12 protein-coding genes are annotated in these 11,407 nt (G+C 66.5%); 2 read left to right on the top strand and 10 right to left on the bottom strand.

All coding sequences use genetic code 11. The features are described 5' to 3' along the window. Positions 1–11: 11 nt before the first annotated feature. Both VF643_RS13960 and VF643_RS13955 read right to left on the bottom strand, forming a co-directional pair. Complete coding sequence (locus VF643_RS13960; RefSeq protein ID WP_331043993.1) at positions 12–803, bottom strand: transporter; 792 nt, start codon at positions 801–803, stop codon at positions 12–14. Next, positions 803–2,140, bottom strand: a complete 1,338-nt coding sequence (locus VF643_RS13955; protein WP_331043992.1) for an Nramp family divalent metal transporter — start codon at positions 2,138–2,140, stop codon at positions 803–805. Before VF643_RS13955 ends, VF643_RS13960 begins: the two co-directional genes overlap by 1 nt. Positions 2,141–2,258: 118 nt before the next feature. On the opposite strand from VF643_RS13955, the gene mntR reads away from it, so the two are divergent. Beyond that, positions 2,259–2,687 (top strand): manganese-binding transcriptional regulator MntR, encoded by a 429-nt coding sequence (gene mntR / locus VF643_RS13950; RefSeq protein WP_331043991.1) that lies wholly within the window; start codon positions 2,259–2,261, stop codon positions 2,685–2,687. A 211-nt stretch (positions 2,688–2,898) separates the two neighbouring features. Here mntR and VF643_RS13945 read toward each other — a convergent pair whose 3' ends face one another. From VF643_RS13945 to VF643_RS13935, 3 genes are read right to left on the bottom strand one after another with little or no spacing between them, the layout of a single operon-like run. Beyond that, the gene (locus tag VF643_RS13945) at positions 2,899–4,182 is read right to left on the bottom strand and encodes a PepSY-associated TM helix domain-containing protein (protein ID WP_331043990.1); all 1,284 of its coding nucleotides are present in this window, start codon (positions 4,180–4,182) and stop codon (positions 2,899–2,901) included. Continuing rightward, on the bottom strand, positions 4,179–4,760 hold the full coding sequence (locus VF643_RS13940) for a hypothetical protein (protein ID WP_331043989.1): 582 nt from the start codon (positions 4,758–4,760) through the stop codon (positions 4,179–4,181). Before VF643_RS13940 ends, VF643_RS13945 begins: the two co-directional genes overlap by 4 nt. After that, the gene (locus VF643_RS13935) at positions 4,760–6,895 is read right to left on the bottom strand and encodes a TonB-dependent siderophore receptor (RefSeq protein ID WP_331043988.1); all 2,136 of its coding nucleotides are present in this window, start codon (positions 6,893–6,895) and stop codon (positions 4,760–4,762) included. The genes VF643_RS13940 and VF643_RS13935 overlap by 1 nt, the downstream gene beginning before the upstream one ends. Positions 6,896–7,105: 210 nt before the next feature. Between VF643_RS13935 and VF643_RS13930 the strand changes: the two genes are divergently transcribed. Continuing rightward, entirely contained in the window at positions 7,106–8,410 is a 1,305-nt protein-coding gene (locus VF643_RS13930; RefSeq protein ID WP_331043987.1) for an adenylosuccinate synthase, read from the top strand. A 37-nt stretch (positions 8,411–8,447) separates the two neighbouring features. Here the strand turns inward: VF643_RS13930 and VF643_RS13925 are convergent, their stop codons facing one another. Genes VF643_RS13925 through fabI form a run of 5 tightly spaced genes read right to left on the bottom strand, consistent with a single transcriptional unit; the run spans position 8,448 to position 11,403 of the window. Next, positions 8,448–8,894, bottom strand: coding sequence for a hypothetical protein (locus tag VF643_RS13925; RefSeq protein ID WP_331043986.1), 447 nt, complete (start codon positions 8,892–8,894; stop codon positions 8,448–8,450). Between the two features lie 36 nt (positions 8,895–8,930). Further along, positions 8,931–10,013 carry a chorismate synthase gene (aroC, locus tag VF643_RS13920; RefSeq protein WP_331043985.1) on the bottom strand — a complete coding sequence of 361 codons (1,083 nt, stop codon included), beginning with the start codon at positions 10,011–10,013 and terminating at the stop codon, positions 8,931–8,933. Next, positions 10,010–10,363 carry a DUF2442 domain-containing protein gene (locus VF643_RS13915; RefSeq protein WP_331043984.1) on the bottom strand — a complete coding sequence of 118 codons (354 nt, stop codon included), beginning with the start codon at positions 10,361–10,363 and terminating at the stop codon, positions 10,010–10,012. The genes aroC and VF643_RS13915 overlap by 4 nt, the downstream gene beginning before the upstream one ends. Next, a complete protein-coding gene (locus VF643_RS13910) occupies positions 10,356–10,595 on the bottom strand; it encodes a DUF4160 domain-containing protein (RefSeq protein WP_331043983.1) in 240 nt (79 codons plus the stop codon). The genes VF643_RS13915 and VF643_RS13910 overlap by 8 nt, the downstream gene beginning before the upstream one ends. 4 nt (positions 10,596–10,599) lie before the next feature. Next, positions 10,600–11,403, bottom strand: a complete 804-nt coding sequence (gene fabI / locus VF643_RS13905) for an enoyl-ACP reductase FabI (protein WP_331043982.1) — start codon at positions 11,401–11,403, stop codon at positions 10,600–10,602. Positions 11,404–11,407 lie beyond the last annotated feature (4 nt).

The following is an 11,407-nucleotide window of genomic DNA, read 5'->3' as shown; positions in this document are numbered from 1 at the left end:
CGCACCGCCGCTCAGAACCGCCTCGACAATCCGGCGAAGATGCCCAGATCGTCGGCCGCCCGCGTGATGCCGATGTTCGCGCCAAAGTCGATTTGCGTGTAATCGGACAGGGCGTAGGTCACGCCGACGTCCCCGGTGACGATCCAATCCTCCCCGCGTTCGGTGAACAATTCGGTATAGAGACCCAGCCGATCGGTGAGCGAGAAGCCGAGCGTGGCCGAATTGACGAAGCTCGCCCGATAGCTCCGCGCGTCGTCGTCCTCCACCATATCGACTTCGGTCATCAGGCCCAGGTCGATGCTCTCGGACAGCTTGATCGCCAGCGGGACGATGACGCCGAACTCGGCCTTGCGGCTCCCCAGGTCCGCGCTGTTCGTCGGCAATCGGACGAACGGCATGATCCCCAATGCGGTGCCGCCCCCGTCGTTGCCCCACAGATTGTGTTTCAGCCGGACGGTGACGTCGCCGAACCCGTCGGTGGTATCCCGCGCTCCCGCGCGCCCGTCCGTCGCGATCCGGCGCAGATACGGTTCGACGATGACCTGCAGATCGGTATCGCGGCCGATGCCATATTTCAGATTGACCGGCATGATCGCGTAGGTTTCGTCCAGCACGCCCTCCGCCCGGTCCCGCGTATAGGTCGCGAAATCCAGCTCGAACTGAAAGCGGCCCTCATCCACGGTATAGGGCGACTCGGTCTTGTCCGGGCGGTCCGTCGACATCTCGCGGCGGGTTTGCGTGCCCGCCTGCGCGAACGCCGGCAGCGGCGCGGCGAGCAGACACAGCGCAATCAGCGCGCGCATCAGACCAGCCCCACGAAGGTCGCGAGCAGCTTGACGTTCAGTCCGACGATCACCGCCGCGATGATCCACGCGGACCATTTCAGCCACCCCGGATTGACGAACTTGCCCATCTTGGCGCGGTTGCTGGTGAAGGCGACCAGCGGGATGACGGCGAAGGGAAGCTGCATCGACAGCACCACCTGACTGAGCACCAGCAATTGCGTGGTCCCGCGGTCGCCATAGAGGATTGCCACGCTCACCGCCGGGATGATGGCGAGCAGGCGGGTAATCAGCCGCCGTTGCCACGCGGGCAGCCGGATTTTGAGGAATCCTTCCATGACGATCTGCCCGGCCAGCGTGGCGGTGATCGTCGAATTCTGTCCCGATGCCAGCAACGCTACCGCGAACAGCGTGCTCGCGATGCCTGCGCCGAGCATCGGCGTCAGCAGCTGATAGGCGTCGCCGATCTCGGCCACGTCGGTGCGCCCGGCGACGTAGAACGTCGATGCGGCCAGGATCAGGATCGCCGAATTGATGAACAGCGCCAGCATCAGCGCGACCGTGCTGTCCAGCGTGGCATAGCGGATCGCCTCGCGCCGCCCGGCATCGTCGCGCTCGAACGCGCGGGTCTGCACGATCGACGAATGGAGATAGAGATTGTGGGGCATGACGGTCGCCCCCAGGATACCGATCGCGATGTAGAGCATCGCGGGGTTCGTCACCACCTGCGCGGTGGGCAGATAGCCGCGCAGCACGTCGCCGATCGCAGGCTGCGACAGCGCCAATTCGACCACGAAACAGCCCGCGATGATGACGAGCAAGGCGATGATGAACGCCTCCAGCTTGCGAAAGCCGCGTTGCTGGAGCAGCAGGATCAGCAGCACGTCGAGCGCGGTCAGGCACACCCCCCAGACCAGCGGAATCCCGAACAGCAGCTGCAGCGCGATGGCCGTGCCGATCACCTCGGCCAGGTCGCACGCGACGATGGCCAGTTCGCACGCGACCCACAGCATGAAGCCGACCGGGCGGCTGTAATGGTCGCGGCACGCCTGGGCCAGGTCGCGGCCGGTGACGATGCCGAGCTTGGCCGACAGCGCCTGAAGCACGATCGCCATGATGTTCGACAGCAGGATGACCGAGAGCAGCGTATAGCCGAATTGCGATCCGCCCGCCAGATCGGTCGCCCAGTTGCCGGGGTCCATATAGCCGACAGCGACCAGATAGCCGGGGCCGGAAAACGCGCCGAGCTTGGTCCAGAAGCGCGCGTCGCGGGGAATCGCGATGGTGCGGAACACTTCCGGAAGGCTCGATCCCGATTGCGTGCGCCACGCGCGCGTGGGGGGAGCAGGCTTGTCCATTCACACCTCCGCGGCTTTCGGACGAGCCTTATGCACATGCTCGTAAGTTTAGCCAGTGCTAATGTTTGGTTATTATACTGGGTTGTGCGAGATACCGACATCTAGAGGAGATTGCCGCGTGGCGTTGCCGGATGCAGGAGAACAGGCGCGTCGTTTCGCACGCGTCCGCCTGGCGCACCGTACCGAGGTGCAGGAGGATTATGTCGAACTGATCGCCGATCTGATCGCCGAAACGGGTGAGGCGCGCGCCACCGACCTGGCCGAGCGCCTTGGCGTGACGCCCGCCACCGTCGCCAACACGCTGAACCGCCTGAAGCGCGACGACCTCATCGAGATGCGGCCCTATCGGTCGATCTTCCTGACCGCGCAGGGTGCAGCGATGGCCGCCGAATCGAAGGAACGCCACGAAGTCGTCGTCCGCTTCCTGACCACGCTCGGCGTGTCGAGCGACATCGCGGAGATTGACGCCGAGGGCCTCGAACATCATCTCAGCGCCGAGACGCTGGACGCCATGCGCCGGTTCGCCCGCGATGGAGGCGGCGCTTAGCGCGGTGATCCGAGTTCAACCCGTTCGTCTTGAGAACCGTTCGCGACCAAGTTGATACGCCTTGAATAGCCACCGCCTCCCTGGCGAAGGCCGGGGCCCAGGCGCACAGGTCGTGCGAGGTCAGGACGAACCCTGCCATTTACGTACGCCAGCCTGGGCCCCTGCCGTCGCCGGGGAGGCGGTGATCTTGCATCCTCAGACCGGGCCGAGGTCATCGCACCAACGGCCTGCCGTGCTGCAATACGCCAAAGACGATCGCGAGCAGCAGGCCACACCAGAAGATGGCGGTGAACGGCGCGGCGTTGCCGATGAGAAAGCGCACGACCAGCGTCACCGCCAGCGCGGCCGGCGCGCCCCAGACCAGGCCGTGCCAGGCGCCGAGCAGGCGCGGCTCGCACAGCCCCCTGCGCCGCCGCTTGCCGAGCCAGATATAGACGCCCGTCGCGGTGACGATCGTCAATGCCAGGCCGAATAGGCAATAGGCGATCTTGATCGGCAGCCCGCCGTAATTGCCGAAGTGCAGATTGTAGTTGGAGGCCGCCGCCTGCTGCCCCAGCGCCCCGTCCGCCAGACCCGCCGCCCCCATGAACCGCCCGGCCGCGTCAAACATATAATATTCGCCAAAGATCAGCCGCCGCGAATGGCCGCCGGCGATCTGGACATGCTGGCCCAGCGTGCCGGGATCGTGGAGCGTGACATAGGTGACCTGCACCGCCGGATAGCGGACCTGCATCTGGCGAAGCGCCGCCGCCGCGTCGGCGACCGGCGCCTTCGCCGGGTTCGGCTTGGCTTCGCCACCGAAGATCGGCGCATAGACCGCCGCGAGATTGCCCGCGTAATAACGCTGCGCCACGGCATAGGCAGTGATGCTGGCAAGCCCGATCGCCGCGCCGGTGATCGCGATGGCCAGGCCGAAGGGCAGCGTCCAGACGCTGAGCCGGTTGTGCCAGTCGGCAAGCGCGACGCCGCCGCTGTGCCGCGTGCGCAGGCGGAATGCGTCGCGAAAGATGCGCGGGTGCGCGATCAGCCCGGTGATCGAAAGCGCCACGATCAGCATCCCCAGCACGCCAACGATCGTGATGCCGATCACCCCCGGCAGGTGCAGCGTATAATGCAGGGCATAGAGAAATTCCGACCATCTGTTCTCCTCGGGACCGGCGATCCTGCCCTGCGCGTCGAGGTGCACCGCCTGGCTATCGGTGGTGACGGTCAGGCGCGGGAGTGCGGGGGTCGGCAGATGTACGTAGAGGTGGGTGGTGGGCGGCTTGCCCTTCTCGCGGTCCAGCACCGCGGTCAGGCCGCGCTGCACGGCTTGCGGATCGACGCGCGCCATTTCCGGCGCATCGCGCTGTTCGATCCGCTGCCATTCCTCGTGGAAGACCAGCAGAGTACCACTGAGGCAGACCAGATACAGCAGCGCGCCGGCCAGCAGGCCGATGGCGGCATGCGCGGACAGCGCATTCCTTACCGTGGCGGCGTTCGGCGCGATCGTCATGAACCGAATCCTGTCAGAAGGAACGGCACGCCCACCAAGCCGCATGCCAGCAGCGTCGCGATCTGGCGGCGACGATCGGCCTGCATCAGCACGATCGTGGCCAGCATCGCCCAGGCCAGCGGGACGGTATAGAGCGCCGCGACATTGGCATTCGCCTCACCCCATTCCAGCGCCATACCCGATCCGCGCATCGCCAGACCCAGCGCGATCGAAGCAGCGAGTCCGCCGGGCATGACTAGCAGGAAGGTCGCGAAGCGGCGACCGACGCGGCGCGGCGCAGCGGGCTGCGGCGTCATGCCCGAACGGCGATCGGATTGAACGCGGCGCCCCGACGGCGATCGGATGCCTGCAATCGCCAGCGACACGAATGCCGCGCCGATGATCGCCAGCGACACGATCGAAATTCCCCACGCCCCCTCCAGCCACCCGCCGCAGAGCAATGCGCCCAGGAGCATCGCCCATGCGACGACGTTCAGGGCGCGGACGCGGCGCGGCTGCGACCAGGCGTAGCGAAGCACGCCGACCGCGCCGGCGCCCAGCGCACCGGCTACCCACAACAGAGCCGATCCATATTCCATCAGAACCGGTAGCGCAGCGTGCCGAAGACATTGCGCTCGGCACCGACGAAACAATCGCCCCGCGCCAGGCAGGCGGAATAATAATCCTTCCCGAGCAGGTTCGTGGCGTTGAGCGCCAAGCCCCAGCGGCGCCAGCGTATTTCTGCAAAGCCATCCACCAGCGTATAGTCGGGCGTCGCGATACCGTCGGGAAACGCAGGCCCGAAGGACCGATTTTCACCGGCATGGCGCACGCCCGCGCCGATCCGCAGGCTCACGCCGCTCGCCAGCATGAAGGGTCGTGCCGCCCAAAGCGACGCATTGTGCTTGGGCACGTTGTCGAGCTGACGGTTCGTGCCGTCGATCTCGGCCTCGTTATAGCTGTAATTGGCGATCAGCTGGACCTGGCCGGGCAGCGTCGTGCGCGCCTCGAACTCGACACCGCGGGAGGTGAGCGCGCCCGCCTGCCGCTGGTCGAACGGGTCCGCCGTCGCCGGATCGTCGATCGGCCGGTTGGTTTCCTTGATGCGGTAGCCGGTCACCGTAATCATGCTCGCATCGTTCGGCTGGTATTTGATGCCGACCTCATACTGGCTTCCCGCCTTGGGCACGAAGGGATTGCCGTTGCTGGCGACGCCCGCGATCGGCTCGAAACTCTCGGTGTAGCTGAAGAAGGGGGAGATGCCGGCCACGATCTCGCCGATCACTCCGGCGCGGAACGTGGTGGCGCTCTGCACCACGCGCGGCCCGCCGAACGAACTGGTCGACACCCGGTCGCGCCGCGCGCCCAGGACGACCGACACCCGGTCCCAAAGCCGGATCTGATCCTGCAGATAGAAACCCAGTTGATCCTGCTCGACATCCGCCGACGGCGCCGCAGGTTGCGGCAAGCCACCGCCGAAGTCGGATATCGCGCCATAATCGATGTCGTAGATGTCGATATATTCGAGGTCGAAGCCCCCGGTCTTGCGGACGTGGTTCCAGCTGTAATCCAGGCCGGCGAGGACGACGTGATCGATCGCGCTGCCGGTTGCGAAGCCGAGCTGGACGGTATTGTCGCTCGAAAATATCTCCATCCGCGCGGTGCTGCCGTCGGCATAGAGTCCGATCGTCCGCTGTTCGGGATCGCGCGCGGGCACGCGGGTGAGCGGATCGACCACCGGCATGCCCGTGGCCGGGTCCAGCAGCACATAGGGATTGGCTGGGTTCGAATAGCTGTTGGGATAATGCGTCAGATAGGTCAGGTCGCTGTCGATGTAGCGGGCCTTCAGGCTGATCTTGGCTTGCTCACCGAGACGGTGCGTCACCAGTGCGGTGCCCTGCAACAGCCGACCGTCATAGCGATCCCACCCCGGCTTGCCGATGAAGCGGTCGTTCGGCAATTGGCCGTTCGCATTGGGAAGGATCGTGCCGACCAGCGGCAGGAATTGCGCGGTCGAGCCGCCATCGTCCTGCTGATACAGCCCCAGCAGCGTCACGTCGGTATCGCCGCCTGGCGACCAGGTGAGCGACGGCGCGATCATCACGCGGTCGTCGGGAACGAAGTCGGTCTGCGTGCCGGCATCCCGCACTCGCGCCACGATCCTCCCCGCCAATCCGCTCGCGATCGGCCCGGTGAAATCGAACAGCGCCTCCTTGCGATCGAAACTGCCGTACCGGACCGCGACCTCACCCGCGGCGGTCGCGGAAGGCAGCTTGGAATTGAGGTTGACGAGGCCGCCGAGCGATCCCTGGCCAAAGAGCATCGACGAGGGACCGCGCAGCACCTGCACGCTGTCGAAATTGTACGGATCGGCACGGATGCTGGCGTAGAAACTGAAGATGTCGCGCATGCCGTCGCGGAATTGGAGCGCGTTCAGGCCGCGGATCGTGGCGCCGTCGACGCGGCTGTCCGGGCCGTAGGGATTGGACTGCACACCGGCGACATAGTTGAGCGTGTCGGAGATCGAGACGGCGCCCTGCGCCTCATACAGGTCCGCCGGGATCACCGTCACCGGCTGCGGCACTTGGATGGACGGCGTGTCCGTCTTGGTGGCGGCGCCGGTCGATATATTTTGCCCGGTAACGACGATGTCGTCGGCGCGCGCCACCGTCTGAGCGGTCGCAGGCATGCCATAGAGCGCTGCGCCCAGGAGCAGTGGATTAATCAGCTTCATCAGAAACCCCTTCGATCGGGGTGCGCATAATGCGACTTAGTAGCAATAGCAAGCAGTCAAGTTTGCCCGGCGATCGGCGCAAACTTACCACCGCTGTCATGCCTTCTATGCGCGACCTTAGGGAAGTTACGCGGCTCGCAGCCACAAACCCGTGGACCCACCGGCCAGTCGCCCCTAAGCGGCACCCGCAACAAGCAAAGGGTCAGGCGCGTGGGCAATGTGGCGGTCATCGGCGCGCAATGGGGTGACGAGGGCAAGGGCAAGATCGTCGATTGGCTCGCCAGCCAGGCCGACATGGTCGTGCGCTTCCAGGGCGGGCACAATGCCGGGCACACTTTGGTCGTGGGTGACAAGGTGTACAAGCTGTCGCTGCTGCCCTCGGGCGTCGTCCGTGGCACGCCTTCGGTGATCGGCAACGGCGTGGTGCTCGATCCCTGGGCGCTGCGCGACGAGATCGCCCGGCTCGCCGAACAGGGCGTCTCCGCCACGCCGGAGACGTTGCGCATCGCCGACACCTGCGCGCTCATCCTCCCTTTCCACCGCGACCTCGATGCGCTGCGCGAGGATGCTAGTGGGGTCGGCAAGATCGGCACGACCCGGCGCGGCATCGGCCCCGCTTACGAGGACAAGGTCGGCCGGCGCGCGCTGCGGGTGTGCGACCTGGCGCACCTGGACGAACTCGATGCACAACTCGACCGCCTGTGCGCGCACCACGATGCGCTGCGCGCAGGCTTCGGCGAGCCGCCGATCGACCGTGCGCGGCTGGTGGACGAACTGCGCGCGATCGCCGGCTTCGTCCTGCCCTTCGCCAAGCCGGTGTGGCGCGACCTGAACGAAGCGCGCGCGCGTGGACGACGCATCCTGTTCGAAGGCGCGCAGGGCGTGCTGCTCGACGTCGATCACGGCACCTACCCGTTCGTCACCTCGTCGAACACGATCGCGGGGGCCGCGGCAGGCGGCTCGGGGCTGGGGCCAAGCGGCGTCGGCTTCGTGCTGGGGATCGCGAAGGCCTATACGACCCGCGTCGGATCAGGCCCGTTCCCGACCGAACTTGCGCCCGACTGCGAAGAAGGTGCGACCGGTGAGCGGCTGGGCGTCCGCGGGCATGAGTTCGGCACCGTCACCGGCCGCAAGCGGCGCTGCGGCTGGTTCGATGCGGTGCTGGTGCGCCAGTCTGTCGCGGTCGGCGGCGTCACCGGTATCGCGCTGACCAAGCTGGACGTACTCGACGGCTTCGAGGAGGTACGGATCTGCACCGGCTACCGCCTGCGCGGCGAGCCGCTCGACTATTTCCCGTCGCATGCCGCGGATCAGGCGGCGGTAGAGCCGGTATATGAAACGATTCCGGGCTGGGAAGGATCGACCGCGGGCGCACGTAGCTGGGCCGATCTGCCCGCACAGGCGATCAAATACATCCGCCGCATCGAGGAACTGATCCGCTGCCCGGTGGCGCTGGTCTCGACCAGCCCGGAGCGGGAGGACACGATCCTCGTCCGCGACCCCTTCGCGGACTGACGGTATCGGGCGGCTTTCGAGCCGCCCGTCCGAATCCTTATTGCGGGGTGGTGGTGCCCGTCGTCGAGGCGCCGGTGTTGCCCGTCGTGGACGTGCCCGCTGTGCCCGTCATCGACGTGCCGCCCGGAGTCGAGGTGCCCGTGTTTACCCCGGTCGTGGCCGACGAACCGGTCGAGAGGGGTGCGTCGGTCGACGTGGTGGTACCGGTGCTCGTTCCGGTGGTTCCGCCGGTCGTGCCCGTATGGGCGCCGCCATGCGTACCGGTGTGGGTCGTCGTCCGGCCACGCGTGCCCGTCTTAGGCCGAGAAGTCGTGGTCGAGGGGGTGGTGGTCTGCCCGGTGACGGTGGTGTCCGCCGAACCGGTCGTCTGGCCCACGGTGCCACCCACGGTTCCGGTGGCGCTACCGGCGGTGGACCCACCGACCTGGGCGGATACGGCAGCGGCAGGGAGCAGCAAGGCGGCGGCGATAGGAAGGATGCGCATGAACTTTCTCCTGATAATTCATGCAGTCACAACGGCCTAGACGCTTCGGCGTTCCCCGCATTGGGCGCGGTGGAGCAACGCCTGGTCGGCCAGGACCAGCGCCACCATCGCCTCGACCACCGGCACGCCGCGGATGCCGACGCACGGATCGTGGCGCCCGCGCGTGGCGATCTCGGTCGCTTCGCCGCCGCGGGTGATCGTCTCGACCGCGGTCAGGATCGAACTGGTCGGCTTGAACGCCACCCGCAGCGTCACCGGCTGCCCGGTCGCGATCCCGCCCGCGATGCCGCCGGCGTGATTGGCGAGGAACACCGGCCCGCCGTCGCCCGGCCGCATCGCATCGGCGTTGCCCTCACCCGACAGCGCCGCCGCGGCGAAGCCGTCGCCGATCTCGATGCCCTTGACCGCGTTGATCGACATGCAGGCCGCGGCGAGTCCGCTGTCGAGCTTGGCATAGAGCGGCGCGCCCCATCCCGCGGGCACGCCGACGGCCTCGCACGCGACGACCGCGCCGAGCGACGATCCCGCCTTGCGCGCGGCGTCGATCATCGCCTCCCAGCGGATCGCGGCGGCGGCGTCGGGGCAGAAGAACGGGTTCGCGTCGATCTGCGCGTCGTCAAAGGCGGCCGGGTCGATCGCGTCGCCGCCGATCGCCTCCACCCAGGCGCGCACCCGCACCTGGGGGATGACCGCGCGCGCCACTGCGCCCGCCGCGACCCGCGCCGCGGTCTCGCGCGCCGAAGACCGGCCGCCGCCGCGATAGTCGCGAAAGCCGTATTTGGCGTCATAGGCGTAATCGGCATGGCCCGGACGATAGGCCTGCGCGACCTCGGAATAATCCTTCGATCGCTGGTCGACGTTTTCGATCATCAGGCTGATCGGCGTGCCCGTGGTCCGCCCCTCGAACACGCCGGAGAGGATGCGCACCACATCCGGCTCGCGTCGCTGCGTGGTGAAGCGCGAGGTGCCGGGGCGGCGCCGATCGAGCCAGGGCTGGATATCCGCTTCGTTCAGCGCGATCCCCGGCGGGCAGCCGTCGACGACGGCACCCAGCGCCGGCCCGTGGCTTTCACCCCAGGTCGTGAAGCGAAAGACGCGGCCGAAGGTGTTGTAGCTCATTCGGCGGCTGCGGCCTCCCAGCCGGACCCGAATCGCTCGGCCATGTAGCGCCGCGAACCGAAACGCCCCGCGAGCAAGCCCTCCACGCTGACATCGGCGTCCAGTTCCTCCCAGTGGAGGCCGAAACCGACACCCAATATCTCGACGCGAGAAAGCTGCGCGTCGGTCGCATTCTCCAGACCTTGTGCCAATCTGGGCGGAAAAATGAACGTGCTGCCGTTCACAAGCTCCACGATCAGACGCTGCGACGCTACGTCGTACAGGGCCGACCGCGCTCGAGGTTTGGTCGCCATTTCGATCCGGCCACGCTCTTCCGCAGCCGACCACTCCGCATCGCTGATCTCAGCCATGCAACTCCCTCCATCGCTCAAGCAGCACTGCATGATTAGCACGCACGGCACTTTCCGCACGACGCTTTTCGTTGCGCTTCGCGTTGATCGAATAGGCGATCCTGATCTCGCCGGGATTGTCGCCGAGTTCGATCTTGGTTTCGCCATCGCCAAAGACGTGGACATGCGGCGGATCATGGTCATCGCGAAAAATGATTACCCGAAGACCTGCTTCCCGGTGAACGACGACCACTGCCTCAGACCAGCGCGATATCCGGCGCGTCCTCCGCCTTCATGCCGATCACGTTATACCCGGCATCGACGTGGTGGATCTCGCCGGTCACCCCGCTCGCCAGGTCGCTAAGCAGGTAAAGGCCGGCGCCGCCGACGTCGTCGATCGTGACGTTGCGCTTCAGCGGGGCGTTCAGTTCGTTCCACTTCAGGATCAGGCGGAAATCGCCGATCCCGCTGGCGGCCAGCGTCTTGATCGGTCCCGCCGAGATCGCGTTGCAGCGGATGCCCTGCCGGCCGAGATCGACCGACAGATAGTGGACGCTCGTCTCCAGCGCCGCCTTGGCGACCCCCATGACGTTGTAATGCGGGATGACCTTTTCCGCGCCGTAATAGCTGAGCGTCAGCAGGCTGCCGCCGGCATTCATCATCGCTGCCGCACGCCTGGCGACCGCGACGAAGGAATAGACGCTGATGTTCATCGTCATCAGGAAATTGTCGAGGCTGGTGCCGATATAGCCGCCGCGCAGCTCGTTCTTGTCCGAAAAGCCGATCGCGTGGACGACGAAGTCGATCGTCGGCCAGTCCTTCGCCAGCGCCGCGAAGGTCGCGTCGAGCGCGCCCATGTCGGACACGTCGCATTCGTACAGCCGCGCGACGCCCAGTTGCTCGGCGAGCGGGCGCACCCGCTTCTCCATCATCTCGCCCTGGTAGCTGAACGCGAGTTCGGCGCCCGCATCGGACAGCTTCTTGGCTATTCCCCAAGCGAGCGACTTGTCGTTGGCCAGGCCCATGATGAGCCCGCGCTTGCCTGCCATCAGATCGTTCACGCGA

Origin of the sequence: Sphingomonas sp. (genome assembly GCF_036387595.1) — a bacterium.
GTDB lineage: Bacteria > Pseudomonadota > Alphaproteobacteria > Sphingomonadales > Sphingomonadaceae > Sphingomonas.
Note: the sequence above shows the minus strand (reverse complement) of the source record. Positions and strands in the feature narration are given on the sequence as shown.

Excerpts from the sequence above, each read along its gene's own strand:
- VF643_RS13915 (WP_331043984.1), bottom strand. The coding sequence starts at position 10,363 with ATGGCTGAGATCAGCGATGCGGAGTGGTCGGCTGCGGAAGAGCGTGGC.
- VF643_RS13955 (WP_331043992.1), bottom strand. The coding sequence starts at position 2,140 with ATGGACAAGCCTGCTCCCCCCACGCGCGCGTGGCGCACGCAATCGGGA.
- VF643_RS13925 (WP_331043986.1), bottom strand. The coding sequence starts at position 8,894 with ATGCGCATCCTTCCTATCGCCGCCGCCTTGCTGCTCCCTGCCGCTGCC.
- VF643_RS13960 (WP_331043993.1), bottom strand. The coding sequence starts at position 803 with ATGCGCGCGCTGATTGCGCTGTGTCTGCTCGCCGCGCCGCTGCCGGCG.
- VF643_RS13945 (WP_331043990.1), bottom strand. The coding sequence starts at position 4,182 with ATGACGATCGCGCCGAACGCCGCCACGGTAAGGAATGCGCTGTCCGCG.
- VF643_RS13940 (WP_331043989.1), bottom strand. The coding sequence starts at position 4,760 with ATGGAATATGGATCGGCTCTGTTGTGGGTAGCCGGTGCGCTGGGCGCC.
- VF643_RS13935 (WP_331043988.1), bottom strand. The coding sequence starts at position 6,895 with ATGAAGCTGATTAATCCACTGCTCCTGGGCGCAGCGCTCTATGGCATG.
- aroC (WP_331043985.1), bottom strand. The coding sequence starts at position 10,013 with ATGAGCTACAACACCTTCGGCCGCGTCTTTCGCTTCACGACCTGGGGT.